The sequence below is a fragment of the Halocalculus aciditolerans genome, assembly GCF_014647475.1.
Taxonomy (GTDB): Archaea; Halobacteriota; Halobacteria; order Halobacteriales; family Halobacteriaceae; genus Halocalculus; species Halocalculus aciditolerans.
The window spans coordinates 768,193-794,134 of the sequence record NZ_BMPG01000002.1 but is presented as its reverse complement, the minus strand read 5'-3'; the positions used below and the strand labels follow the sequence as shown (position 1 = coordinate 794,134).

Sequence of the window (25,942 nt, the reverse complement as noted above, 5' to 3'; positions counted from 1 at the left end):
AATGTAGCGTCGAAAACCCGCTTACCGTGAGCGTTACACGCGACATTATAAAAGCCTTCGCAAACCACGACCCCGTATGGACGTCACGCCCGCTCTCGTCGCCGACCAGTACGCGTGGGTCCGCGACCGAGCGCCCGTCGTCGTCGCCCTCGCGAACGCGGTTCGCGACGACCTCGCCGACGCCTTCGACACGCGCGTCGACCACATCGACGCAGCCGGCTACCGCCGCGTCGTCGACGAGACGTTCGCGGACGGCGACCGCGCGGTGAACGCCGCCGCTCTCGTCGCCGTGCTCCGCGACCTCGACGTCGCCGGCGACTACCCGGGGTTCGTCGTGGACGAACTCCTCGGCCGCGAGCTCGCCGCGGTCGTCGCGGGGAACCAGCCGCGGCGGCTGCTCGCGGAGGCGACGTTCCACTACGCGGACCTGCAGTCGCACGGGGGGACGGCGGGCGAGGACGACCTCGACGCGGCGCTCGCCGCCGGCGTGCAGACGCGACTCCCGGGCTGGCGGTGGACGGAGCGAGAGAGCCCGTTCGGTGTCGACGTCGACTAGCGAAAGAAGGCGTTGACGGTGGTCGGCCGTTAGCTACCGATTTCGAGCTCGTCGTCCTCGGGCTCGGGCGGCTCGTCGCTCGCGTCTAGCTCTCGATGCACTTCCGCTTCGAGACGCTGTTCGCGTTTGACGGTGCCTTTGCGCTCACGGCCGCGCTTCGTGTCACCCATACCCATGGCAACGAAGCCCACCCACTTAATCTTCTCGCCGGCACGGTTATCTACTGCGGCGTCGAACCCCATCGGTCCGCGGGTCGACGGCGGCGCGTTCGCCGTCGCGTGCGAGGAGTGAACGGCGCTTCACCGGATTTAAGACCGTATCAGGCCGTTGTCCTCCGTATGAGCGACGAGCAGGATCTCGGCATCACCGAGTCGAAAGAGTACAGCCCCGGCGACTGGTACGCCGAGGTCGTCCAGAAGGCGGAGCTCGCGAGCTACGGCCCGGAGGCGATGGGCGGGTTCATCGTCGTGCGGCCGCGCGGCTACGCGCTCTGGGAGTCCCTCCAGGAGCACCTCGACACGTGGTTCAAGCAGACGGGCGCGGAGAACGCCTCCTTCCCGATGTTCATCCCGGAGTCCTACCTCGAACGGGAGAAGGACATCGTCGAAGGGTTCGACCCCGAGGTGGCGTGGGTGACCCACGGTGGCTACGAGGAGCTCGAAGAGCGGCTCGCGGTCCGGCCGACGTCGGAGTCCATCATCGCGCCGTACATGGCGAAGTGGGTGCGCTCGCACCGCGACCTCCCGCTCCGCCTCAATCAGTGGAACTCCGTCGTGCGGTGGGAGGCGACGGATACGAAGCCGTTCTTCCGCACCCGGGAGTTCCTGTGGCAGGAGGGGCACACGGCGCACGCGTCCGACGAGGAGGCGTGGGCGGAGACGACGCTCCGCCTCGACCAGTACCAGCGCCTCTACGAGGACGTGCTCGGCATCCCCGTCCTCCGCGGGCAGAAGCCCGAGCACGACAAGTTCCCGGGGGCGAAGGCGACGACTACTGTCGAGGCGCTGATGCCGGACGGGAAGTCCGTGCAGGGCGGGACGAGCCACCACCTCGGCCAGTCGTTCGCGGAGGCGTTCGACATCACCTTCGCCGACGAGGACGAGGTGGAGCGGACGGCGCACACGACGTCGTGGGGGCTGTCGTGGCGGGCGCTCGGCGCGCTCATCATGACGCACTCGGACGACCAGGGCCTCGTGCTGCCGCCGACGATGGCCCCCGAGCAGGTCGTCATCGTCCCCATCTGGCAGGAGGACACGAAAGAGGACGTCCTCCAGTACTCCAGCGAAATCGCCGCCGAACTCGAGTCCTCCGGGGTGCGCGTGCACCTCGACGACCGCGACGAGCGCAACCCCGGCTTCAAGTTCAACGAGTGGGAGCTGAAAGGCGTCCCCGTCCGGTTCGAAATCGGCCCGAACGAGGTCGAAGACGAGGAGGTCACCGTGGTCCACCGCCCCGACGGCGAGAACACCGTCGAGGACCGCGCGGGCGTCCTGGAGTGGACGGCGGAGCACCTCGACGCGGTGTACGATAAGCTCTACGACGCGGCCTACGAGAACCTCACGGAGAACGTCCGGGAGGCGTCGGACCGCGCGGACCTGTTAGGAACGCTCGGCCAGCACAAGGGCTACGTGAAGGCCCCGTGGTGCGGCGACGAGGCGTGCGAGGGCGAGATCAAGGACCAGATTCACGCGGAGATCGTGATGGTGCCGTTCGAGGACGACGCGGTCGCGCGGACGGCGTCCGAGTTCGAGGGCGAGCGCGTCCCCGAACCGGAGCACGGCCCAGAGGACGACTGCGTGGTCTGCGGCGAGGACGCGGCGACGACGGCGTTCTTCGCGAAGTCGTACTGACGCGCCGCGGCGGTATCTCTCACGATTGTTGTGGGCCTTATACACATTTAGGGGGTTAGGGGAGTCCCTAGTAGTTTCAGGGTCACGCCTTTATCCAGAGGTGAGTGATTGTGTGGCATGAGCGACCCACACACGAAAAGCCCCGCCGCTCCCGTACGCGAGCGCGCGAACTGTGGCGTCGGCGTCGTCGCCGACCTCGACCGGCCAGCGAACCACGACGTCCTCGCCGACGCGCTCGACCTGTTAGAGAACCTCGAACACCGCGGCGCGACCGGCGCGGAACAGAACACCGGCGACGGCGCGGGCGTCATGATTCGCACGCCCCACGCGTTCTTCGAATCCGTCGTCGACGACCTCCCCGAGCGCTACGCCGCCGCCTCCCTCTTCCTCCCCGCCGACGAGGCCGACCGCGACGCCACCGTCGAAGAGGTCGAATCAATCGTCGCCGACCACGGCCTCGACATCGCCGCGTGGCGCGACGTCCCCACCGACAACAGCGGCCTCGGGCAGACCGCGCTCGACTCGGAACCGCACGTCGCTCAGGCCTTCGTCACGCCGACCGACGACGCGGACACTGCGGAGTTCGACCGCCGCCTCTACGTCGCCTCCCGCGCGCTCCGCGACGTCTCCCACGACCGTTTTACTGTTTGCTCGTTCGACCGCGAGACGGTCGTCTACAAGGGCCTCCTCCTCGCGACCCAGCTCCAAGAGTACTACCCGGACCTCGGCGACGACCGCATCGAGACGAAGTTCGCCGTCGTCCACGCGCGCTTCTCCACGAACACGCTCGGCGCGTGGGACCTCGCCCACCCCTTCCCGAACGTCTCCCACAACGGCGAGTTCAACACGATCAGAGGGAACGTGAACTGGATGCGCGCCCGCGAGAGCGACCTCGAAGGCGACTTTAGCGCTGCCGAGCTCGCGGCCGTCACGCCCGTCGTCGACGACCCCGACCAGTCGGACACGGCGAGCCTCGACGACGCGCTCGGCACGCTCCTCGCCGGCGGTCGGTCCCTCCCGCACGCGATGCGGATGCTCGTCCCCGAAGCCTGGCGGGGCAACGACGCGCTCAGCGAGGAGCGCCGCGACTTCTACGACTACCACGCGAACCTCGTGGAGCCGTGGGACGGCCCCGCGCTCGTCATCGGCACGGACGGAACGCGCATCGGCGCGGTCCTCGACCGGAACGGCCTCCGGCCCTGTCGCTACGAGGTCACGACTGACGGCCGGCTCGTGATGGCGTCCGAGCAGGGCGCGCTCGAACACGACGCGAGCGAAGTCCGCGAGCGCGGCCGGCTCGCCCCCGGCGAACTCTTCCTCGCCGACCCCGAGGACGGCCGAATCGTCCCGGAGGACGAAGTCTTCGACGACATCGCCGACGACCGGTACGGCGAGTGGGTCGCCGAACACGGCGTCCGCCCCGAGTCGAGCGCGGACCCGACGCCCGAGCGGCCCGCTGACGACCTGCGCGCCCAGCAGGCGACCTTCGGCTACACGCACGACGAACTCGACGAGCTCTTAGAGCCGATGCTCGACGTCGGGAAGGACCCCGTCGGGTCGATGGGTGACGACACGCCGCTCGCCGCGCTCGACGACTTCGACCGCCCCATCTCTACTTATTTCCGCCAGCAGTTCGCGCAGGTCACGAACCCCCCCATCGATTACATCCGCGAGGAGCTCGTGACGAGCCTCGAAGTCCGCCTCGGCCGGCAGCGCGACCTCCTCTCGGAGACGCCCGAGCACGCCCACCGCGCGCGCCTCGACTCGCCCATCCTGACGGACGGCGACCTCGCGGGCCTCCGCGACACCGACCTCGACGACGTCACCGTCGACCTCACCTTTGACGCTTCCGCCGACCTCGCGGACGCCGTCGACCGCGTGCGCGACGAAGCCGAAGCCGCGGTGCGCGACGGCGCGGAACTCCTCGTGCTCTCCGACCGCGGCGTCGACGACTCGACGCTCGCCGTCCCGGCGCTCCTCGCGACCGGCGCGGTCCACCACCACCTCGTCCGCGAGGGCCTCCGCGCCCGCACCGGCCTCGTCGTCGAATCCGCCTCCCCGCGCACCGTCCACGACCACGCCTGCCTCCTCGGGCAGGGCGCGGGCGCAATCAACCCCTACCTCGGCGTCGAAACCATCGTCGACATCGCCGGGGCCGCGGACGTCACCGACGCCGAAGCCGTCGAAACCTACCGCAGCGCGCTCGAAAACGGCCTTCTCACCGTGATGGCGCGTCTCGGCATCTCCACCGTCGAGTCCTACCGCGGCGCGGAGACGTTCGAGATTATCGGCCTCGACGACGACCTCGTCGCCGAACACTTCTCGGACACGCCGTCGCGGACGGGCGGCCGCGACCTCGACGACATCGAGGAACAGCTCCGCGACCGCCACGGCGTCGCGTTCGACGACGACCCCGAACTCGAACGGCAGGGCGAGTTCTCGAACCGTTCGAACGGCCGGTTCCACGGCTGGAACCCGCAGTCCGTCCACGCGCTCCAGGGCGCGGTCCGCGGGGGCGAGTACGAGGACTTCGCGGACTTCTCCGACCTCGTGAACGCCGAGAACGAGACGCGCGCGCTCCGCGGCCTCCTCGACATCGAGAGCGACCGCGACCCCGTTCCCGTCGAGGAGGTCGAGCCCGTCGAGGAGATCGTCGAGCGGTTCTCCACCGCCGCGATGAGCCTCGGGAGTCTGAGCCCGGAGGCCCACGAGAATAACGCCGAGGCGACGAACGCCATCGGCGCGAAATCCAACACCGGCGAGGGCGGCGAGCCCCCGGAGCGCTTCGACACGGAGCGCGAGTGCAGCATCAAGCAGGTGGCGTCCGGCCGGTTCGGCGTGACGAGCGAGTACCTCGCCGCCGCCGACGACCTCCAGATCAAGATGGCGCAGGGCTCGAAACCCGGCGAGGGCGGCCACCTCCCGGGCTCGAAGGTGAACGAGATGATCGCGGACGTGCGGTGTGCGACGCCGGGCGTCGGCCTCATCAGCCCGCCGCCACAGCACGACATCTACAGCATCGAGGACCTGAAACAGCTCATCTACGACCTCCGCGCCGGCAACCCCGACGCGCGCGTACAGGTCAAACTCGTCTCCGAAGCCGGCATCGGGACCGTCGCCGCGGGCTGCGCGAAAGCGGGCGCGGACTGCATCCACATCTCCGGCCACGACGGCGGGACGGGCGCGAGCCCGAAGACGTCCATCAAGCACGCCGGCGCGCCGTGGGAGCTCGGGCTCGCGGAAGCGAACCAGCTCCTCCGCGAGACCGGCCTGCGTTCCCGCGTCACTCTCCGCGCGGACGGCGGGATGAAGACCGGTCGCGACGTCGCCGTCGCCGCCCTCCTCGGCGCGGAGGAGTTCGCCTTCGGCACCGCCTCGCTCGTTACTTCCGGGTGTGTCATGGCCCGGCAGTGCCACGAGAACACGTGTCCCGTCGGTGTCGCCACGCAGGACGAGGACCTCAGAGAGCGCTTCCCCGGCCAGCCCCAGCACGTCGTCAACTTCCTCTGCTTCGTCGCCCAGGAACTCCGCGAGATCGCCGCCGACCTCGGCTTTACGACTATCGACGAGATGGTCGGCCGCACGGAGTGCCTCAGCCAGCGCGACGTCGACGACGACCGCCTCGCCGGCATCGACCTCGCCTCCATCATCGCGGAACCCGCGGGCGACGACGACCGCCACAAGACCCGCGAACAGGACTCCGACCCCGAGCACTTCGACGAAGGCGTCCTCGCCGACATCGACGACGCGCTCGACGCCGACGGGACGCCGGTCACCCTCGACCGCCCCGTCACGAACGCGGACCGCGCCGTCGGCGGCCGCCTCAGCAACGCCGTCGTCACGGAGAACGGCGGCAGCGGCCTCCCCGACGACCGCGTCCACCTCGACCTCCGCGGCACCGCCGGCCAGTCCCTCGGCGCGTGGCTCGCCCCCGGCGTCACCCTCGACCTCGTCGGCGGCGCGAACGACTACGTCGGCAAGGGCCTCTCCGGCGGCAAAGTCCGCATCTCCACGCCCGCCGACGCCGCCTTCGACCCCGCCGAGAACAGCCTCATCGGCAACGTCGCGCTCTACGGCGCGACCGACGGCGAACTCTACGTGAACGGCCGCGCCGGCGAGCGGTTCGCCGTCCGCAACTCGGGCGCGCACGCCGTCGTCGAAGGCGTCGGCGACCACGGCTGTGAGTACATGACCGGCGGCGTCGTCGCCGTCCTCGGCGACGTGGGGAAGAACTTCGCTGCCGGCATGAGCGGCGGTGTCGCGTACGTCCACGACCCCGACGGCGACCTCGACGCGAAGTCGAACACGGACATGGTCGCAGTTTCGGAGGGCTTCTCCGAGCGCGACGAACAGGCGCTCCGCCGCCTCGTCGAGAACCACGCCGCCTACACCGACTCCGAGCGCGCCCGCGGCCTCCTCGAAGACTGGGAGGCGAGCAAGAGCGCGTTCGTGAAGGTGATGCCGGACGCCTACCGCGACGCCATCGCCGAACGCCCCGAGCGCGACGCGCGCCGCAGCCTCCCCGAACCCGCCGGCAGCGACTCCCCCGCCGCCGCCGGCAGCGCCGACTAACCCGCCTCCGCTTCGCGCCTTTCGATTTCGTTTTCGCCGTCCTGTTCGGTACGCTTACGGCGCGCGCGGCGCACGCTCTCCGTATGGATTCCGTGCTCATCATCGGCGGGACGCGCTTCATCGGTCGGCACGCGGTCGAGGAGTTCCTCGACCACGACTACACGGTCACGCTCTTCAACCGCGGGAACCACGACAACCCCTTCACGAACCGTGCGGACGTCCGGCACGTGCAGGGCGACCGCGGGGACGACGAGCGGCTGCTCGCGGCGAAGCGCGACGTCGAACCGGACGTGGTCGTCGACTGCGTCGCGTACTTCCCGGACGAGGTGCGGCGGGCGACCGAAATCTTCGCGGACGTCGACGCCTACGTCTACGTTTCCTCGGGGTCGTCGTACGCGGCGGACGACATCCCGAAGCGCGAGGGCGTGACGCGGCTCTGTGACTGCTCGCCCGACGAGGCGGTGGAGGACTCCGCGGCCTCCTACGGCCCGCGGAAGGCCGAGGGCGACCGGATGGTCTTCTCGGCCGCCGAGCGCGGCGTGAACGCGATGGCCGTCCGCCCGACCGTGGTCTACGGTCCCTACGACTACACGGAGCGCTTCGACTACTGGCTGCACAAGGTGAACGAACACGACCGGGTCGTCGTCCCCGGGGACGGGACGAACGTCTGGCAGCGCGTCTACGTGGAGGACGTCGCGAGCGCGCTCCGCATCGTCGCCGAGGAGGGCGAGGCCGGCGAGGCGTACAACGTCGGCGACCGGAACGCGCTCACGCTCGAGGACACCGTCGCGGAGGCGGCGAGCGCGCTCGACACGACCGTCGAACCCGTCTACGCGAGCGACCGCGAACTCGCCACCGTCGACCTCTCCCTCACGGACTTCCCGATGTACCGCGAGTCCCCGCACATCCTCGATACGCACAAGCTCGCGGCGCTCGGCTGGGAGTCCACGCCCGTCCGCGAAGCCATGCAGCGAACAGTGGAAGAACACCTCGACAGCGACCGCACCGGGGAAGACGAAGGGCCGGGTCGGCAGGCCGAAGAACGCCTCATCGGCGTCCTCGAGATGGTCTGAACGCGAGGGGAAAACCGTTTACTCGCGGCAGTGGAGTACGAAGTATGTTCGAGAAATCCTCGTGGATTCGCCTCCCGCGGAACGTCGTGCTCGGGTCGGGCGTGCTCGACGACGTGGACGAGGTCGTGGCGGACGTCCACTTATCGGGGCGGCCGCTGGTGGTGACGAGTCCGACGCCGAAGGCCGTCGCGGGCGCGCGAGTGCGGGACGCGCTGGCGGACGCCGAGATGGACCCGGCGCTCGCCGTCGTCGACGAGGCGAGCTTCGAGTCCGTCCAGCAGGTGATTGCGGAAGCAGAAGCAGTGAATGCGGGCTACCTCGTCGGCGTCGGCGGCGGGAAGGCCATCGACATCGCGAAGATGGCGAGCGACGAACTCGGCGTCGGCTTCGTCTCCGTCCCGACGGCGGCGAGCCACGACGGCATCGTCTCCGGCCGCGGGTCGGTCCCCGAGGGGGACACGCGGCATTCGGTCGCGGCGGCCCCGCCCATCGTCGTCGTGGCGGACACGGGCGTCATCGCGGACGCGCCGTGGGAGTTGACGACGGCGGGGTGTGCGGACATCATCTCGAACTACACGGCGGTGAAGGACTGGCGGCTGGCGAACCGCCTGAAGAACGTGGAGTACTCGGAGTACGCGGCGGCGCTCTCGGAGATGACCGCCGAGCTGCTCGTGGAGCGCGCGGACAGCATCCGTCCCGGGCTGGAGGAGTCGGCGTGGGTGGTCGTGAAGGCGCTCGTCTCCTCGGGCGTCGCGATGAGCATCGCGGACTCCTCGCGGCCGGCGTCGGGCGCGGAACACCTCTTCAGCCACCAGCTCGACCGCATCGCTCCGGGGAAGGCCCTGCACGGCCATCAGGTCGGCGTCGGCGCGGTCCTCACGGAATACCTCCACTCGGGCGAGCGCGGCGACTGGCAGGCGGTTCGCGACGCGCTCGACAGCATCGACGCCCCGACGACCGCGGACGACCTCGGCGTCGACGACGAGGAAGTCATTGAGGCGCTCACGACCGCCCACCGCATCCGCGACCGCTACACCATCCTCGGCGACGGCATCAGCGAGGACGCCGCGCTCGAAGCCGCCGTCACCACCGGCGTCATCTAGGGGAAAGGCACACGTACTCACCCCGTCTATGGTCGGGTATGAGTGACAGTGCTGCGCCCGTGGGGGACGCGTCGGGGCTCCAGTTGACGCTGAAAGTCTGGCACCCGGGGTGTTGGTCCATCGAGGTGACGGAAGACCGGCCCGGCGGCCTGCTCGCGCACGCGGTCTACCGGACGGCCGAGGACAACGTCCGCAGCCTCTTCACCGCCTACGGCGACACCACGGCGGAGGTGGACGCGCTCGTCGACGCCATCCGCGACTCCGAGCACACGAACTCCGTCCTCGAACTCGAGGAGCGCTACGGCTCCAGCGTCTCGACGCCTGAAGCCGGCGGCGTCGCCCGCGAGCTGTTCGTCGAGGAAACCCCGGAGCACTCCGTCAACGACGCCTTCGTCTCGAGAGGCTTCCTCCACGACCAGCCCATCCGCATCGTCGACGGCGAGGAGTTCTGGCCCGTCTTCTACCGCGGGAGCCGCGCTGAACTCGAAGCCACGCTCGAAGAGATCCGCGAGGAGCGGGACGCCGACATCGAAGTCACCCGCATCTCCTCGTCGGGGCCGCCGCAGGGCTCCACGCACCGCCGCGTCGACCGGCTCTCCGAAGCCCAGCGCGACGCCTACGAGCTCGCGCGCGCCGAAGGCTACTACTCGTGGCCCCGGCAGATAACCGTCCGCGAGCTCGCCGAGAAACAGGAGGTCTCCAAGACCACCTTCCTCGAACACCTCCGCAAAGCCGAATCGAAACTCCTCGACCCCTGACAAACCGTAGAAGACGAGTTTCCGCGGGTCGAGCATCGCCGGGGAGGCGAGATTTCGCGGGTCGAGCGGGTCGAATCGCCAGAACGAGGGGTGGTCGCGTTAGCGGCCGAGGATGGCGCGCGCGGCGAAGAGGATGTTCTCCTTGCGCTCCATGACGCGGCGGTAGAAGTACTGGAACCACTTGCCGCCGTAGGGGACGTACTGGTACATCTCGTAGTCGCGGGCGAGCCGGAACTGCTCGTCTTCGCGCACGCCCATGAGCATCTGGAACTCGAACTCCGTGCCGTGTGCGTCGTGGAGTTCTTTCGCGTAGTCGATCATGCGGGGGTCGTGGCTGCCGACGGCGATTTCGCCGTCGTCGTAGTGCTCGAAGAGGTAGGTGAGGTACTCCTCGTATTTCTCGTTCACGTCGGCTTTGTTCTTGTAGGCGACCTCGCGGGGTTCGTCGTACGCGCCCTTGACGAGGCGGACGGCGGCGGGAATGTCGGCGAAGCGCACTAAGTCTTCTTTCGTGCGTTTCAGGTTCGCTTGGATGGCGATGCCGACGCCGCCGGGGTGGGTTTCGGCGGCGTCTTCGACGGCGTCGAGCGTGACGTCGGTGGTGGTGTGGTCCTCCATGTCCACCCAGCAGAAGACGCCGTGTTCTTCGGCGGCGTCGACGATGCGCGCGAGGTTCTCCTCGAAGACGCCGTCGCCGACGTCGAGGCCGATCTGCGAGGGTTTCACGGAGATGCAGGCGTCGACGCGGGAGGTCGCGATGTCGGAGACGAGGTCGACGTAGGCGTCGGCGTCCCCGTCGGCGGGCGGGCGTTCGTCGTAATGCTCGCCGAGGAGGTTGAGGATGGCCTTCACGTCGCCGTCGTTGAGTGATTCGACGTGGTCGAGCGCGCTGGCTGGCGTCTCCCCGGCCACGAATCGGTCGGCGATTGGGGGAATCATGAATCGTGTTTCGGGGTACCACCCGATAAGCCGCCCCCCGACCAAATAATCCGCGCCCACACCGGGTGAATGAATGTCGGGTCGTATTCCGGGCCGTTCGAGGGCTCTCCGTCGACGATTCGCCCCCTCCCGTCCATGGTCGGCGGCAAGGTTATCCTCGACCTTGGGCTACTACGACTGTCTTATGGCACCGAATCACATTAACGTAGGTCGCCGCGACCTGCTGAAGGTCGGCGGCGCGGCGGGACTGACGGCGCTCGCCGGCTGCTCGAGCTTCGGCGGGGGCGGGGGAAGCGACACGTACACCATCGGCATGGTCGACTCGCAGACCGGCTCGCTCTCCGAGTTCGGGACGCGGAACGAACGCGGCCGCGAACTCGCGCTCGCCGACGTGAACGACGTCGGCGTGAACGGCGGGGAGCTCGCTATCTCCGTCGGCGACTCGCAGTCGACGAACCAGGCGGGCGTGTCCGCCGCGCAGAAACTCGTGAACCAGGAGGGCGTCCCCTTCCTCATCGGCGCGGTCGGCTCCGGCGTCAGCATCGCCATCTACGAGTCCGTCATCAACGGCACCGACGTCGTCCAGCTCAGTCAGAACTCCACGGGCCCGAAACTCACCGAGTACCCCGACCTCCTCCGGATGAGCCCGACGGGGAAGACGCAGTCGAAGGCCATCTCCGACATCGTCTCCGAGGACGGCCACGACTCCGTCGCCCTCACCTACATCAACAACGAGTACGGCTCCGGCATCGCGGACGCCTTCCGCGACGCCTACCCCGGCGACATCGCGTACGACGCCGCGCACGACCAGGGGCAGGCCTCCTACTCCAGCATCGTCACGGCGATGAACGAGTCCGGCGCGAGCGCGTGGGTCTTCATCACCTACCAGCCGGAGTTCTCGACGATGGCGCAGGACGCCTACGACCAGGGGTACGGCGAGGGCGTCACCTACTACGGCGCGGACTCCGTGAAGGGGACGAACGTCATCGAGAACACGCCCGAGGGCAGCATCGACGGCATGAAGATCGTCGCGCCGTCCGCGGCCGTCGACCAGGAGAACTACAAGAACTTCGCGTCGACCTTCGAGGACGAGTACGGGAGCGCGCCGACGGCGTGGTCCGCGTACACCTACGACTGCGTCATCACCGCGGCGCTCTCCGTGCAGGCCGCCGACGAGTTCACCGGGAGCGCGCTCGGCGACGTCGTCCGCGACGTCACCCGGCCGTCCGGCGAGAAAGTACAGACCTACAAGGCCGCACACGACATCCTCGCCGACGGCGGGAGCGCGAGCGACGTCGACTACCAAGGCGTGAGCGGCCCCATCGACCTCGACCAGAACGGCGACCCCGCCGCCTACCTCCAGGTCTTCGAGGTCCAAGACCACGCCTACGTGTCCACTGGGTTCATCTCGACGTAACCTCGGGCACATGTCTGCTTTACTCCAGTACGTCGTCAACGGCCTCGTCTACAGCGCGATTATCGTCCTCGCGAGCATCGGCCTGAGCCTCGTCTACAGCATCCGCGGGTTCGCGAACTTCGCGCACGGCGACACCCTCACGGTCGGCGCGTACGCCGCGCTCATCACGTTCTCCGGGACGTCCGCGCTGCTCGCGACGAGCGGCAGCGCGAACGCGGAGGGCGGTCTCGCCGGCCTGCTCGGCGGCCCCGCGGCGTTCGTCGTCGCGCTCGCCGTCGGCATGGCGGTCGCCGCCGTCGTCGCTATCGCGAGCGAACGCCTCGTCTTCTCGAAGCTCGACACCTCGTCTATCGGGTTGCTCATCGCGAGCATCGGTGTCGCGTTCGTGATGCGCGCAATCGTCCAGATCTTCTTCGGGAACATCCAGCAGGCCTACCAGCTCCCGCGCTCCGGGCCGCTCCCGTTCTTCAGCGCGCTCGGCGTCGCCGTCACCGCGCGCGACGTCGTCGTCGTCGTCGCGACGCTCGTCCTCGTCGCCGCGCTCCACGCCATCCTCCAGTACACGAGCCTCGGCCGGCAGATGCGCGCCACCTCCGACAACCGCGACCTCGCGCGGGCGAGCGGCATCCGAACGAGCCGCATCGTCGACGCGACGTGGGCCATCGGTGCGGGGCTCGCCGGCGCGGGCGGCGTCTTCCTCGGCCTCAGCCTCCGCCTCGAACCACTCATGGGCTTCAACATCCTCCTCGTCGTCTTCGCCGCCGTCATCCTCGGCGGCATCGGGAGCGTCTACGGCGCGATGCTCGGCGGCCTCGTCATCGGCGTCGTCCACGAGTTCGTCCCCGCGCTCTCCTCGCTCGGCATCCCGATTAGCGCACAGTACGCGAACGCCGTCGCGTTCCTCATCATGGTCGTCATCCTGCTCGTCCGCCCGCAGGGCATCATGGGGGAGGCGGTCAAATGACGAACCCAGTCACGAGCTGGTACGACGGGCTCACGCAGGCGGAGTCGAACGTCGCCTGGACGGTCGGCGTCATGTGCGTCCTCTTCGTCATCGGCGTCGGCTCCGGCGTCCTCAACCTCGCGTACGGCCTCTACCTCCTCGCGCTCGCCGGCATGTACGTGCTCCTCTCTCTCGGCCTGAACGTCCACTGGGGGTACGCGGGGCTCATCAACTTCTCCGTCGCCGCCTTCTGGGGGCTCGGCGCGTACGGCACCGCGCTCGTCTCCGCGCGCGACAGCCCGCTTCCCTTCACCGTCGACCCCATCGTCGGCCTCTTCGTCGGTCTCGGCCTCGCCGCCGTCGTCGCCGTCATCATCGGCGTGCCGACGCTCCGCCTGCGCACCGACTACCTCGCCATCGCCACGCTCGGCCTCGCCGAAGTCATCAGGAGCGTCTTCAACAACCAGCAGGCGTGGACGAACGGCCCCAGTGGCATCCTCGGCCTCCCGCTCTTCTTCGGGAACTGGCCGGTGCTCGGCGACGTCCCGCGCGGCGCGCCGACGTACTTCCTCGACGTCGTCCTCGTCGCCGTCTTCATCGGCGTGACGTACTGGGCGCTCCGCCGCCTCCACCTCTCCCCGTGGGGGCGGACGGTTCGCACCATCCGCGCCGACGAGGACCTCGCGGAGGCGCTCGGGAAGGACGCCTTCCGCTTCAAGATGGAGGCGTTCGTCGTCGGGAGCGTCGTCATGGCGCTCGCCGGCGTCTTCTACGCCCACCTCAACCTCGCCATCACGCCGAGCGCGCTCGACCCGACGCAGACGTTCTACGTCTGGATCGCGGTCATCCTCGGCGGCAGCGGCTCCAACCGCGGCGCGTTCTTCGGCGGCCTCGTCCTCGTCATCATCGTCGAGGGCACGCGGTTCCTCGGCGGCGACCTCCTCCCAGCCGCCTTCCCCACCGCCGCCGTCCGGCTGCTCGTCATCGGCCTGCTCATCGTCGGCGTGATGTACTTCCGCCAGGAGGGCATCCTGCCGCCGCAGCACGAACTCGTCACCCCCGGCACGACCGACGGCGGCGGCCCCGCCGGCCCGGCCGCCGGGGAGAACGGAGGTGGTCGCAGTGACTGACGAGGACCGCATCACGGACGGCGCGGTCAGCGGGAAGTCCGACCCCGTCCTCCGCGTCGACGGCCTCCGCAAGGCCTTCGGCGGCCTCCAGGTCACGGACGACGTCGACCTCGAAGTCGAACGCGGCTCCATCACGGGTCTCATCGGGCCGAACGGCGCGGGGAAGTCCACGCTCTTCAACCTCGTCTCCGGGTTCTACGAGCCCGACGGCGGGAGCGTCTACGTGAACGACACCGAAGTCACCGGCCGCGAACCGCACGCCGTCGCCGACGCCGGCCTCGTCCGGACGTTCCAGACCCCGCGGAAGTTGGAGGGGATGACCGTCCGCGAAGCGATGCTCGTCGGTCCGCAACACCAGACGGGCGAGAGCGTCTTCTCCATCTTCACGAACCGCAGTCAGGTCCTCGCCGAGGAGCGCGCGAACCTCGAACAGGCGATGCAGACGCTCGAACGCTTCGAAATCGCCGAGTTCGCCGACACGCCCGCGACGGAACTCTCCGGCGGGCAGATGAAGCTCGTCGAACTCGCCCGCGCGACGATGACCGAGCCGGACGTCCTCCTGCTCGACGAACCCGTCGCCGGCGTCAACCCGACGCTCGCGAACAAACTCAAAGGCTTCATCCGCGACATCAACGACGAGGGCATCACCGTCCTCCTCATCGAACACGACATGGGCTTCATCATGGATCTCGCCGACCCCATCGTCGTCCTCGACCAGGGCCGCGTCCTCGTCGAGGGCGCACCGGACGCCGTACGAACCGACGACCGAGTCGTCGACGCCTACCTCGGAGGGCCGCTCGATGAGTGAGCACGTGCTCGCGCTCGACGGCGTCGACTCCGGCTACGGCGACGTCCAGGTCCTCGACGACCTCAGCCTCCACCTCGACTCGGAGGAGATCGTCTGCCTCGTCGGCCCGAACGGCGCGGGGAAATCCACCGTGCTGAAGACCGCGTTCGGCCTCCTCACCCCGTGGACGGGCAGCGTCCGCCTGAACGGCGACGAAATCGGCGGCACGCCGCCCGAGGACGTCGTTCGACTCGGCGTCGGCTACGTCCCGCAGACCGAGAACGTCTTCGGGAGTCTCACCATCGAGGAGAACCTCAAAATCGGCGGCGTCCCCCGGCACTCGGGCGTCGGCGAACGCATCGAGGAGCTCTACGAGCGCTTCCCGCTCCTCACCGAGAAGAAACGCGCGAAAGCGAGCACGCTCTCCGGCGGCCAACGCCAGGTCCTCGCGTTCGCCCGCGCGCTCATGACCGAACCCGACGTCCTCCTCATCGACGAACCCTCGGCGGGCCTCGCCCCCAACACCGCGAAGGACGTCTTCGAGGACGTCGTCGCCGTCAACGAACTCGGCACCGCCGTCCTGATGGTCGAACAGAACGCCCGCCAGGGCCTCGCCATCTCCGACCGCGGCTACGTCCTCGACCAAGGCCAAGTCGCCTACGAAGACGACGCCGACGACCTCATGGACAACCCCGAAGTCGCCGAACTCTACCTCGGCGGCTAGCTGCTTCTGGTTTTGCGGGCCTTCTGCTCCGCTTTCCCGCCGCGAACACTGGTGTCGTCGACGTTTCCGAAAGCCCGCGAGTTCTCGCGCGTTCTGCGCGACATATTCGCTCCTCACTCCGTTCGTCACGAATAGGGGCCGCGCAGAGACACGCGAGAACCCGCCCCCTTTCGATACCCCGCCCCGAGTGGTTGCGTCGTCGACCGGAGCGTGTTGCCCGCTTCGTCGGCCGGTTTCTCCGGCCGGCTCGGGTCAGTGTTGCGCGGGGGCGAATCTTCTTCTCGCGGGCGGGCGTCGAGTGGGGTATGTCGTCCGAGTCCCCGTCGGTGTCGGTGGCGCTCGCGGCGCGTTTCCTCCTCGAACTGGGGGCGCTGGCGGCGCTGGGCTACTGGGGGTGGGTGGCGGGGGATACGGTCGCGTCGCGGGCGGTACTCGCCGCGGGCGCACCGCTCGCCGCCGCCGTCGTCTGGGGGGCGTTCGTCGCGCCGCGCGCCCGCTACCGGCTCGCCGACCCCGCCCGCCTCCTCGTCGAACTGGCCGTGTTCGGCGCGGCGACGGCGGGCCTCTCTCTCGCCGTCTCGGCGGCCGCCGCGTTCGCGTACGCCGCGCTCGTCGCCGTCGACGAAGCGTGGCTCGCCGCGCGCGGCGAACGTTAGTCGAGAATCAGGGGAGGTCGTCGGCGAACGCGTAGTCCGCCGGATAGGCCGTCACTGGCTCGCCGTCGAGGACGAGGCGGAAGCCGTCGAAGGCGTCCGGCTCCGATTCGACCTCGGCGAGCGTGTCGCGGAGGCCGCCGACGTCGAGGCCGTAGAAGTCCGCGGGCGTGTCTTGGAGGTATTTTCGCGCCGTTCGGGCGAGCGAGCGCGCGCCCTCGGGGACGTCGACGTCGTGTTTGTGGCGCGCCGCGATGGCCTGCTGGAGGCCGTGGCAGAATTTCGACTCCCGCGTGCCGTCGCCGTAGTTGTACCACTCGTACTTCACGCAGTCGTAGGCGTCGAGGTAGGCGGCGTCGTTGTGGAGGCGGACGGCGTGCTCCGTGGCGCGGCGGAGCGTCGCGTGCTCCCACTCGCGGCGAATCGGCCGCCAGCCCGCGGGCGTGCCGAGCGGCGGCGCGACGCCGGGGTCGCGCGTATGCTCGTCCATACCGGTGAGAATGCGATGGCCGCGGCAAAAACCTTCCCTCGTCGGAGGCCTCGACCCCGCTCTGGTTCCCGCTGCGTTCTAACCCGGCGAGTGGGACGTGAGCGCGTCCTCGACGGAGTCGCGGTCGGTATCGGACGAACTCGGGTCTTCCGGGACGCGAAGCTATATACGGGATTGTTAGGAGATTGTTACCATGGCACGCGATGGCGCGGAACTGTATACGCACCGGAGCGACACGGTCTGCACCGACCGCGGGAGCGGCGATCCGGTCGTGTTCGCCCACGGCACGCTGATGGACCGGACGATGTTCGACCCGCAGATCGAGGCGTTCGCAGACGAGTACCGGACGGTCGCGTACGACCTCCGCGCGCGCACCGACCGCTACGCCGAACCCTACGACCTCGACGACCTCGTCGCCGACGCCGAGCGCTTCCTCGACGCGCGCGGCATCGACTCGTGTGTCCTCTGTGGGATGTCGATGGGCGGCTTCATGGGCCTGCGCTTCGCCCTCGCGCACCCCGAGCGCGTCGACGGGCTCGTCCTCGTGGACTCGATGGCGAAACCGCACACCGAGGCCGACCAGGAGCGCCACGGCGCGACCGCCGAGGCCATCGACGACGAACCCGCGGTGCCGCGGGCCGTCGCCGAACCCGTGACGGAAGAGCTGTTCGGCGCGACCAGCCGCGAGGAGCGCACCGGCCTCGTCGACGGCTGGGTGGACCGCTGGACGACCTACCCCGGTCGCGCCGTCGCCAACGAGGTCCGCTCGTGGCTCGGCCGCGAGGACCTCCGGGAGCGCGTCGCCGACATCGACGTCCCCGTCCTCGCGGTCCACGGCGAGGAGGACGCCACTCTCGATATCGACGCCGCCCGTGACTCCTACGCCGCCATCCCCGACCTCACGTTCGAGCCGATCCCGGAAGCGGGTCACTCCTCGAACTGCGAGAACCCGGACGCGGTGAACGACGCGCTCGCGGCGTTCCTCGACCGCGTCTACTGACACGGGTCGGGAACCGCCGACCGCGGCGGAGCGGGACCGCCGGAGTGCTCAGACGTGCTCGTCGAGGAAGTCGACGACGGCGCTGTAGGCGGTGATGCGGTTCTCGAGCTTACTGAACCCGTGGCCCTCGTCGTCGAAGACGAGTTTCTCCACGGGGACGTGTTCGCTCGCTTCGTCGGCGATCTGTTCGGCTTCGCCGACGGGGACGCGCGGGTCGTTCGCGCCGTGGAGAACGAGGAGCGGGGCGCGGATGTCCTCGATGTTGTTGATGGGGCTGATGGATTCGAGGAACTCCCGGTCCTCGGCGAGGGAGCCGTATTCGGCTTCGCGGTGTTCGCGCCGCCAGTCCCCGGTGTTTTCGAGGAAGGTGACGAAGTTCGCGATGCCGACGACGTCGACGCCGGCCGCCCAGCGCTCGGGATACTCGGTGAGCGCGGCGAGCACCATGAAGCCGCCGTAGGAGCCGCCGTAGGCGACGACGCGGTCGGCGTCGACGCCGTCTCGGTCGGTGAGCCACTCGACGCCGGCGTCGATGTCGGCGACGGAGTCCATCCGCCTCTCGACGTTGTCGAGGTTCATGTACTCCTTCCCGTAGCCCGCGGAGCCGCGGACGTTCGGCTCGAAGACGGCGTAGCCGTTGTCGACGAAGTACTGGCGGAGCGCCGAGAAGGAGGGGCGGCGCTGGGACTCGGGGCCGCCGTGGATGTCGACGATGACGGGGACGGGGCCGTCGCCCTCGGGGACGGTGAGGAACGCGGGAATCTCTAGGTCGTCAAATGAGTCGAAGCGGACGAGCTCGGGGTCGCGGAAGCCGTCTCTGGGGATGCCGGCGGTCGCGGCGTCCGTCCACCGGGTCGGCTCGTCGCCATCGAGGTCGGCGACGAAGACGTTCCCGTTCTCGGTCGGCGCGGACCACGAGACGGCGATGCGCTCGGCGTCGGGGCCGAAGGAGAACCCGGTGAGGACGCCGTCGGGCAGGCCGTCCGCGGGGGATTCTTCGCGCTCGACCGTCGCGCCGTCGAGACGGCCGAGCGTGAGGTCGGTGTAGCCGTCGACGTTCCGCGCGTAGGCGATCCTCGACGATTCGTGGTCGACGAAGACGCTGGAGACGTCCCAGTCGCCGCCCTCCGCGACGGGAGTGAGGTCGCCGGTGTCGGCGTCGAGGCGGCAGAGCGCGAGCGTATCCCTGCCCCGGTCCGTCGCCACGAGCAGGCCGTCGCCGTCCGGCGACCACGACGCGGACGCGTACCGGACTTCCGCTTCCTCGCCGCCCGTGAGGCGTGTCGCCTCGCCGGTATCGATGTCGACGACGTGGAGGTCGTGGGCGACGTTCGAGTGCATCTCGTGGACGAGGAGGCGGTCGTCGCTCGGACTCCAGCCGGCGACGGAGAGCCAGCCGGCGTCGCTCCCGTCGAAGACGAGTTCGGCGTCGTCGCCGGTCTCGTCGCGGCGCTGGACGTAGGCGTCGAAGTCCGCCTCGTCGCGGCGGTTCGCGGTGAACGCGAAGCGCTCGCCGTCGTGACTCCAGCCGCCCCACTGGTGGATGGCGTCGGGGGTGTCGGTGAGCGCGACTTCCTCCGCGCCGTCGCCCGAGAGCCGGAAGAACTGCGTCTTCTCGTTCCCGCCCTCGTCGCGGCCGTAGACGAGCTCGTCGCGCGTCGGCGAGTAGGACGCGAACGTCACGCGCTCCTCGTGGAAGGAGAGCTGGTCCGGCCATTCGAGCGGCTCGTCCAGCCGCCAGACCTGCGACGTCCCCGTCGTGTCCATCAGGAAGGCGAGCCGGCCGTCCGGGCCGAACGTCGGACCGCCCGCGCTCCGAATATTGAGGTAGCGTTCGATATCGTACGCCATACCCGTCGTTTTCCGGGGGCGCGGATAGCCGTTCGGGTCGGCGAAGCCGCCGCGCCGTCGACGCCCCACTCCCGCCGGTCGCGAGGAGCCACCGCTGGCCTCCTGTCCGCGGCGCGACTCGATTCGCCCGAAGGGAATACCTTTTTACGGCGTCTCGCGGAGTCGTAGAGTATGCGCGTGGCGTTCGTGACGGCCGAGACCGTCGAGCACGGAGCGACGACGGGCGTCCCGGAACGCTTCTATCGCCTCGCGAGCGTCCTCGCCGGCCGCGGCCACGACGTCCAGTTCTTCACGACGCAGTGGTGGGAGGGCGACGTCGACGCCTTCGAACACGAGGGCCTCGACTACTACGCCGTCGCGCCCGAGAACGACTGGCGCTACCGCGCGGGCCTCCCGGGCGCGCTCCGGTCGTTCGACCCGGACGTCGTGCACGCCGCCGGCGACCCGCCGGGCGCGGCGCTCGCCGCCCGCGTCGGCGCACGACTCGCGAACGCCTCCTACCTCGTGGAGTGCTACGACCCGCCCCGGCGCGAAGGCGGGCTCTCCGACCGCTTCTACCGCGCCGCCGTGAACGGCGCGAGCACCGCCGTCGTCCCCTCCCGCCTCGTCGCGACGGCCTACCGCGAACGCGGCATCGACGGCGACGCCTTCACCGTCGTCGAAGACCCCATCGAGTGGGAGACCATCACGTCCGCCGACCCGGTCGACGCCGGTGACATCGTCTACTCCCGGCGGCTCGACGGCGCGGCGAACCTCGAATCCCTCCTCCTCGCGCTCGCGGAGTTCCGCGAGTTCGACTGGAGCGCGACCGTCATCGGCGACGGCCCGGAGAAGGAGAACTACGTCCGGCAGGCCCGCGACCTCCGCATCGACGACCGCGTCGAGTTCGTCGGCGAGCGAACGGTCGAAGAGCGCATCCGGTACTTCCTCGACGCGCACGTCTACGTCCAGACCGCGCGCCGCTCCTCCTTCCCGACGGACCTCCTGCGCGCGCTCGCCTGCGGCTGCGTCGCCCTCGTCGAATACCACGTCGACTCCGCCGCGCACGAACTCGTCGAACACGAAGAGCGCGGCTTCCTCGCGACGACCGACGAGGAGCTCGTCGAACGCCTCCGCGACGCCGCCGCCGTCGACTCCACTGGCCCTGACCCCGACTACGAGCGCTACGGCGAACGCGCGTTCGTCGAACGCTACCTCGACTTCTACCGCGCGGACCGCAAAACCACGCCGTCGCTCTGAGCGCGGTCTTCTCTCCCCCTACGGCGGGTCTCCCCTCTCCTCTCCCCGGTCTGCTGTCTCCGCGGCGTCGACGTCGAAGTCTTCTGGTTCGGCCGCGGCGACCGCGGGGAGCCGCCTGAGCCGCGTCCGCAGGAGGACGTAGCCGGCCGTGACGGCGAACCCACTGGCGGCTCCCGCCATGGTCGTCGTCACGCCCAGCGTTTCGGCGGCGAACCCGCCGAGGAGCGACCCGAGTGGGAGGGACGCCCCCGACAGCGTCCCCTTCGTCGCGGACACCCGCCCGAGCGCGTCGGCGGGGAACACCCGCTGGTTCAGCGTCGACGTGAGCACGCCGGACGCGCCCGCGGGAACCCACGCGAGACCGAACAGGACGACCGCGGCGACGGCCGTCGGGGAGAGCGCCGCCGCCACCCAGCAGGCCGCGCCGAGCGCGTGCGAGGCGAGCACCCAGCCGTACGGGATGTCCTCGACGTACGGGCCGACGAGGGAGCCGAGGAGCCGCCCGATTCCGAGCGCCCCCAGCAGGAGGCCGTAGACCGCGGGGCCGCCCAAGTTGTCGCCGAACGCCGGGAGGACGGCGAGCGCGACGCCGACGGCGAAGTTCGTCACGGCGGTCAGAACGACTAACTCGACGAAGACGCTCCCGCGAATGATGTCGACGCCGGCCCGTAGGTCCGCGGCGTACGAGCGGAGCGCCGAACGAACCGTCGGCGTCGGCTCCGTCGACCCCACAGGCTCACGCTGGGCGTCCGCCGGGCGGACGATGACGCCGGCGAACAGGAGCGCGGCGACGGCGAAGGTCGCCGAATCGGCGACGAAGAGCGCGGTCGCGCCGAGCACCGCGATGAAGGCCCCGCCGAGCGCGTCGAAGACCATGTCGAGGCCGAGCGTGACGACGGAGAGCGCGGCGTTCGCGCCGGACAGCCGTTCGTCGTCGACGATTCGCGGGAGGAGTGCGGTCTCCATCGGAGCCATCAGCAGCGACGCGAGCATCAAGACGGGGGCGACGGCGAACAGCACGGGGACGGTCAGCCGGCCGGTCACCGCCGCGAGAGGGAGGACGAGGACGGCGACGCCCTGAACGACCTGTGAGCCGACGAGGACGCCCCTGAGCGGGAGTCGGTCGACGAGCGGGCCGGCGAACACCTGGAGGAGCCAGGGGAGCAGGAGGATCGCGTTCAGCGCGCCCGTGACGAGCGTCGACCCCGTCAGCTGGAAGGCGACCCAGAGCACCGCGACGGTGTAGAGGCTGTCCCCGGCGTTCGTCGCGAACTGCCCGGCGACGAACCGCCGGAAGCGGCGGTTCCGCCAGAGCGCGCGGTCGAGGAGCGTCACCGGCTTCCGCCTCCGGTTCGGGGTCGCGCCGCCCGGTGCGGCGCGCGGAACGGGGATGGTTCAGTGGTCGAGGCGTGGTCGCGTGAGCGCCGGCTCGACGCCGGCGGCTCGGTCGGTGTGTGCATATCGTGTGCGGTCGTGCGGAGAATGCGGCTACCGGAAGGGTAGCGAGGCGAACCCGAGTGCTGCGGCTATCGGGCCCGCCGCGACGCGGGGGGCGACCGCGGGGAGAACACCGGACGGACCGAGCGCCGGCGGCTCATAGAACTGGTCGCTCGAACCGTCCGCTCGCGCGCCGAAAAACGTACCGGTCGAATCCGACGGGCTCAGGCGTCGAGCGAGAGGCGGAGGTGGCGGAAACTCCCGCCGAGCGAGTCCGCGACGTCTGCTTCTTCGACCACTTCGAGTCCCGCCTCGCGGAGCGCGCGCTTCGTCTCCGCGAGGGCCGGCCAGCTCCACCGCATCTCGACGTTCGCGTCGAGCCAGTCGGGGTTCGCGCCTGTCCAGGCGTCGTGGCCGGTGACGACGACGGCGTCGCCGCCGGGCCGGAGGACGCGCGCGAGTTCCGCGTAGACGGCGGGGTGTTCGCTCGCGGGGACGTGGATTATCGAGTACATCGCGGTCGCCGCGTCGAACGAGTCGGCGTCGAACGGGAGCGCGGTCATGTCGCCCTGGACGACGCGGTCGGCGTGCGTTCGCGCGCGCCGCGTCTGCTCGCGGGAGACGTCGAGACCCACACCCCTGACCGGGTCGGGGAGTGAGTCGAGGACGAGGTCGCCCGCGCCGCAGCCGAGGTCGAGGACGCGCGCGCCCGCGCCGAGGTCGTCGAAGAGCGAGTCGAGGAGGTCCGGCGAATCGTCGCCCGCGTCGCGCTGGGCGGCGTAGGCGTCCGCGAGCGAGTCGTACCCGCTCCTGACCGCCCGGCGGAACGCGGCGTCGGCTTCGTCGTCGCCCGTCATTTCACGTGTCGTCGGCGTCCGCTCCCCTCTTCGTCGCCTCGACGGCGTTCACGGCGGCGACGTTCTCCGCCACGTCGTGCACGCGGACGATGTCCGCGCCGCGGTCGGCGGCGAGCGCGGTGCCCGCGACCGTCGCGTACCCGCCGTCGTCGGGGTAGGCGTCCGCCGCCGCCCACATCGACTTGTGGCTGTGGCCGACGAGAACCGGGCAGCCGAGCGCGTGGAGCTCGTCGGTCCGCTGGAGGATTTCGAAGTTCTCGCCCTCGCTCTTCGCGAAGCCGATGCCGGGGTCGACGATTACCTCTTCGACGCCGGCCTTCTCCGCGAGGAGGACGCGCTCTCTGAGTTCGGCGACGACGTCGTCGACGACGTCGTCGTAGTCGACGGATTCGTCCGGGTCGACGGGCGCGTTCAGCGAGTGCATCACGACGAGCGGCGCGTCGTACTCCGCGGCGACGAACCGCATCGCCGGGTCCTCTAAGCCCGTCACGTCGTTCAGGATGTCCGCGCCCGCCTCCAGCGCCGCGCGGGCGACCTCGGCCTTCATCGTGTCCACCGAGACGAGGCAGTCGAAGTCGCTGATACGCTCGATGACCGGGACGACGCGCGAGATCTCTTCTTCCGCGGCGACGGGCTCTGCGCCCGGCCGCGTCGACTCGCCGCCGACGTCGACGACGTCCGCGCCCGCCTCGACCATCTCCTCCGCTCGCTCGACGGCGTCCTCGACCGCCGCGTACTCGCCGCCGTCGTGGAACGAATCGGGCGTGCAGTTCAGAATGCCCATCACCGCCGTCCCCTCGTCCTCCCAGGGATACGCGGGCTTCTCACCGTCCGCGCCGCCCGCGCCGCCCGTGCCATCACCGCCGGCTCCCGTTTCGATGCCGAGCGAGTCACGGAGGTCGTCGGCGAGGACCGACAGCCCGTACGGCTGCCCGTCGAGCTTCCCGCAGAGCCGCTTGAACTGCGCGAGCGTCCCCATCAACGCGACGTCGAGGTTCCCTTCCACTTGGTCGTTCAGCCCGCTGATGGCGCACTCCCCGCCGAGCGACAGCAGCTCCTCTTTGAGGTAGGAGGCCTGTCGCTTCTGGACTCTCGTTCTGACGACGCGGTGGACGCCCTTCCCGCGCATCCGCCAGACGCCCGGCGGCGTCACGTCCGTCCGCTCCAGCGCGGCGCGCGCGTCGTCGAGGCCGTCCACGTCGGTCTCGGTGAACGTCCGCGTCCACCGCGCCCGCGCTTCCGCGACCGCGTACAGCGACCCCGTCACGAGCACGAGGTCGTCCTCGCCCGCGGCGTCGACGGCGCGGTCGACGGCGGCTTCGACGCTCGAAATCGCGTGGACGTCTTCGACGCCGCGCCCGCCGAAGACGCGCGCGAGCACGTCCCGGTCCTCGGAGCGCTGCGTCGCCGGGACGCACGTGTACAGGCTCGCCGGCGTCGGGAGCGCGTCCGCCATCCCCGCGTGGTCCTTGTCGTTCATCGCGCCGAACACGAGGTGGAGGTCGTCGTACTCGCCGTCGAACTCCGCGAGCGTGTCCGCGAGCGCCTCGCACGCCCCGGGGTTGTGCGCGCCGTCGAGCACGACGAGCGGCTCCCGTCCCATCACCTCGAACCGCCCCGGCCACGTCGCGTTCCGCAGGCCGCGCGCCACCGTCGCCTCGTCCACGTCGGCGAGCTGGCGGGCGAGCGCCACCGCCACCCCCGCGTTCGTCGCCTGATACGCGCCGAGGAGCGGCAGCCGCGTCTCCACCGCGAACCCCTCGGTCTCGACCGTCACGAGGGATTCGACCGGGGAGACCGCGCCGCCGTAGCTCGTCCGCACGTCGCCGCCCGGGCCGACGGTGAGGACGTCGCCCGCCTGCGCGCGCACCGCGTCCAACGCGTCACCCGTCGTCGCCGTCACCAGCGCGTTCTCATTCTCTGGCGCGACGTGCGCCTTATCGGTCGCGATCTCCTCGACGGTGTCGCCGAGCACGCCGGTGTGTTCGAGCGTCACGCTCGTCACCGCCGCCGCCTCCGGGTCGACGACGCTCGTCGCGTCGAACTTCCCGCCGATGCCGACTTCGAGCACCGCGACGTCGACGTCCTCGCGGCCGAAGTGCCAGAGCGCCAGTCCCGTCATCGTCTCGAAGAACGTCGGCGCGCGCCCCGCCGCGGCCGCGTCGACGACGTGGGGTTTCGCCGCGCGCGCGAACGCCGCCACCGCCGACTTCGGGACGACGCGGCCGTTCACCCGCACGCGCTCTCTGAGGTCGTCGAAGTGCGGGCTCGTGTAGAGGCCGACGTCGAGACCGGCCTCGCGGAGGACGCGTTCGAGCAGCCGCGCCGTGCTCCCCTTCCCGTTCGACCCCGCGACCTGCACGTACCGCGGGCCCTCGTGTGGGTCGCCGAGCGCGTCGAGGAGCGCGGCGGTCGCGTCCGTCCCGGCGCGCGGCCGGTAGCGCTGGAGGTCGAGAAGGAAGTTAGCGGCCTCGTCGTATCGCATGATACCGAATGGTCCGCCGGACTCCGCTTTAGGCTGTCGGACTCGACGCGGCAGGCGTCCGCGCGGGCGAGCGACGAC

Annotated in this window: 21 protein-coding genes and 1 pseudogene; 15 read left to right on the top strand and 7 right to left on the bottom strand. The window is 69.9% G+C overall.

Annotated elements, in window-relative coordinates; all coding sequences use genetic code 11:
- The first annotated feature begins 76 nt into the window (after positions 1 to 76).
- Positions 77 to 556: a hypothetical protein gene (locus IEY26_RS10665; RefSeq protein WP_188978720.1), complete on the top strand. Its 480-nt coding sequence runs from the start codon at positions 77 to 79 to the stop codon at positions 554 to 556.
- Between the two features lie 29 nt (positions 557 to 585).
- On the opposite strand, the gene IEY26_RS10660 is transcribed toward IEY26_RS10665, so the two are convergent.
- Positions 586 to 798, bottom strand: coding sequence for a hypothetical protein (locus IEY26_RS10660; protein ID WP_188978956.1), 213 nt, complete (start codon positions 796 to 798; stop codon positions 586 to 588).
- Between the two features lie 96 nt (positions 799 to 894).
- Here IEY26_RS10660 and proS point away from each other — a divergent pair, with 96 nt between their 5' ends.
- From proS to IEY26_RS10635, 5 genes are all read left to right on the top strand, one after another.
- Positions 895 to 2,406, top strand: coding sequence for a proline--tRNA ligase (gene proS, locus IEY26_RS10655; protein ID WP_188978718.1), 1,512 nt, complete (start codon positions 895 to 897; stop codon positions 2,404 to 2,406).
- 117 nt (positions 2,407 to 2,523) lie between these two features.
- Positions 2,524 to 6,978, top strand: coding sequence for a glutamate synthase large subunit (gltB, locus tag IEY26_RS10650; protein ID WP_188978716.1), 4,455 nt, complete (start codon positions 2,524 to 2,526; stop codon positions 6,976 to 6,978).
- An 83-nt stretch (positions 6,979 to 7,061) separates the two neighbouring features.
- Positions 7,062 to 8,051, top strand: coding sequence for an NAD-dependent epimerase/dehydratase family protein (locus tag IEY26_RS10645; protein ID WP_188978715.1), 990 nt, complete (start codon positions 7,062 to 7,064; stop codon positions 8,049 to 8,051).
- A 44-nt stretch (positions 8,052 to 8,095) separates the two neighbouring features.
- The gene (locus IEY26_RS10640; RefSeq protein WP_188978714.1) at positions 8,096 to 9,154 is read left to right on the top strand and encodes an NAD(P)-dependent glycerol-1-phosphate dehydrogenase; all 1,059 of its coding nucleotides are present in this window, start codon (positions 8,096 to 8,098) and stop codon (positions 9,152 to 9,154) included.
- Between the two features lie 38 nt (positions 9,155 to 9,192).
- Positions 9,193 to 9,912: a helix-turn-helix domain-containing protein gene (locus tag IEY26_RS10635; protein WP_188978713.1), complete on the top strand. Its 720-nt coding sequence runs from the start codon at positions 9,193 to 9,195 to the stop codon at positions 9,910 to 9,912.
- Between the two features lie 99 nt (positions 9,913 to 10,011).
- Here the strand turns inward: IEY26_RS10635 and IEY26_RS10630 are convergent, their stop codons facing one another.
- The gene (locus IEY26_RS10630; protein WP_188978712.1) at positions 10,012 to 10,851 is read right to left on the bottom strand and encodes a proline dehydrogenase family protein; all 840 of its coding nucleotides are present in this window, start codon (positions 10,849 to 10,851) and stop codon (positions 10,012 to 10,014) included.
- A gap of 184 nt (positions 10,852 to 11,035) precedes the next feature.
- Here IEY26_RS10630 and IEY26_RS10625 point away from each other — a divergent pair, with 184 nt between their 5' ends.
- The 7 genes and pseudogenes from IEY26_RS10625 (at position 11,036) to IEY26_RS10600 (ending at position 16,508) form a co-directional block, all read left to right on the top strand.
- Positions 11,036 to 12,268 carry an ABC transporter substrate-binding protein gene (locus IEY26_RS10625; RefSeq protein ID WP_188978711.1) on the top strand — a complete coding sequence of 411 codons (1,233 nt, stop codon included), beginning with the start codon at positions 11,036 to 11,038 and terminating at the stop codon, positions 12,266 to 12,268.
- Between the two features lie 10 nt (positions 12,269 to 12,278).
- Complete coding sequence (locus IEY26_RS10620; protein WP_188978710.1) at positions 12,279 to 13,232, top strand: branched-chain amino acid ABC transporter permease; 954 nt, start codon at positions 12,279 to 12,281, stop codon at positions 13,230 to 13,232.
- Positions 13,229 to 14,341, top strand: coding sequence for a branched-chain amino acid ABC transporter permease (locus IEY26_RS10615; protein ID WP_188978709.1), 1,113 nt, complete (start codon positions 13,229 to 13,231; stop codon positions 14,339 to 14,341). Before IEY26_RS10620 ends, IEY26_RS10615 begins: the two co-directional genes overlap by 4 nt.
- Positions 14,325 to 14,909, top strand: a pseudogene (locus tag IEY26_RS10610) (ABC transporter ATP-binding protein); the annotation flags it as partial. The gene IEY26_RS10615 and the pseudogene IEY26_RS10610, both read left to right, overlap by 17 nt.
- Positions 14,910 to 15,011: 102 nt before the next feature.
- Complete coding sequence (locus IEY26_RS17830) at positions 15,012 to 15,149, top strand: ABC transporter ATP-binding protein C-terminal domain-containing protein (RefSeq protein WP_449405267.1); 138 nt, start codon at positions 15,012 to 15,014, stop codon at positions 15,147 to 15,149.
- The gene (locus IEY26_RS10605; RefSeq protein WP_188978707.1) at positions 15,142 to 15,852 is read left to right on the top strand and encodes an ABC transporter ATP-binding protein; all 711 of its coding nucleotides are present in this window, start codon (positions 15,142 to 15,144) and stop codon (positions 15,850 to 15,852) included. Before IEY26_RS17830 ends, IEY26_RS10605 begins: the two co-directional genes overlap by 8 nt.
- A 305-nt stretch (positions 15,853 to 16,157) precedes the next feature.
- Positions 16,158 to 16,508, top strand: coding sequence for a YrdB family protein (locus IEY26_RS10600; protein WP_188978706.1), 351 nt, complete (start codon positions 16,158 to 16,160; stop codon positions 16,506 to 16,508).
- Between the two features lie 7 nt (positions 16,509 to 16,515).
- Here IEY26_RS10600 and IEY26_RS10595 read toward each other — a convergent pair whose 3' ends face one another.
- Positions 16,516 to 16,995 carry a DUF309 domain-containing protein gene (locus IEY26_RS10595; RefSeq protein ID WP_188978705.1) on the bottom strand — a complete coding sequence of 160 codons (480 nt, stop codon included), beginning with the start codon at positions 16,993 to 16,995 and terminating at the stop codon, positions 16,516 to 16,518.
- A gap of 193 nt (positions 16,996 to 17,188) precedes the next feature.
- Here IEY26_RS10595 and IEY26_RS10590 point away from each other — a divergent pair, with 193 nt between their 5' ends.
- Positions 17,189 to 17,995: an alpha/beta fold hydrolase gene (locus IEY26_RS10590; protein WP_188978704.1), complete on the top strand. Its 807-nt coding sequence runs from the start codon at positions 17,189 to 17,191 to the stop codon at positions 17,993 to 17,995.
- Between the two features lie 48 nt (positions 17,996 to 18,043).
- On the opposite strand, the gene IEY26_RS10585 is transcribed toward IEY26_RS10590, so the two are convergent.
- Positions 18,044 to 19,846 carry a S9 family peptidase gene (locus tag IEY26_RS10585; RefSeq protein ID WP_188978703.1) on the bottom strand — a complete coding sequence of 601 codons (1,803 nt, stop codon included), beginning with the start codon at positions 19,844 to 19,846 and terminating at the stop codon, positions 18,044 to 18,046.
- Between the two features lie 171 nt (positions 19,847 to 20,017).
- Between IEY26_RS10585 and IEY26_RS10580 the strand changes: the two genes are divergently transcribed.
- The gene (locus IEY26_RS10580; RefSeq protein WP_188978702.1) at positions 20,018 to 21,085 is read left to right on the top strand and encodes a glycosyltransferase family 4 protein; all 1,068 of its coding nucleotides are present in this window, start codon (positions 20,018 to 20,020) and stop codon (positions 21,083 to 21,085) included.
- Positions 21,086 to 21,103: 18 nt separating this feature from the next.
- On the opposite strand, the gene IEY26_RS10575 is transcribed toward IEY26_RS10580, so the two are convergent.
- The 3 genes from IEY26_RS10575 to folP form a co-directional block, all read right to left on the bottom strand.
- A complete protein-coding gene (locus tag IEY26_RS10575; RefSeq protein WP_188978701.1) occupies positions 21,104 to 22,420 on the bottom strand; it encodes an MFS transporter in 1,317 nt (438 codons plus the stop codon).
- 326 nt (positions 22,421 to 22,746) lie between these two features.
- Positions 22,747 to 23,379 (bottom strand): class I SAM-dependent methyltransferase, encoded by a 633-nt coding sequence (locus IEY26_RS10570; RefSeq protein WP_188978699.1) that lies wholly within the window; start codon positions 23,377 to 23,379, stop codon positions 22,747 to 22,749.
- 1 nt (position 23,380) lies between these two features.
- A complete protein-coding gene (gene folP / locus IEY26_RS10565; RefSeq protein WP_188978698.1) occupies positions 23,381 to 25,864 on the bottom strand; it encodes a dihydropteroate synthase in 2,484 nt (827 codons plus the stop codon).
- Between the last annotated feature and the right edge of the window lie 78 nt (positions 25,865 to 25,942).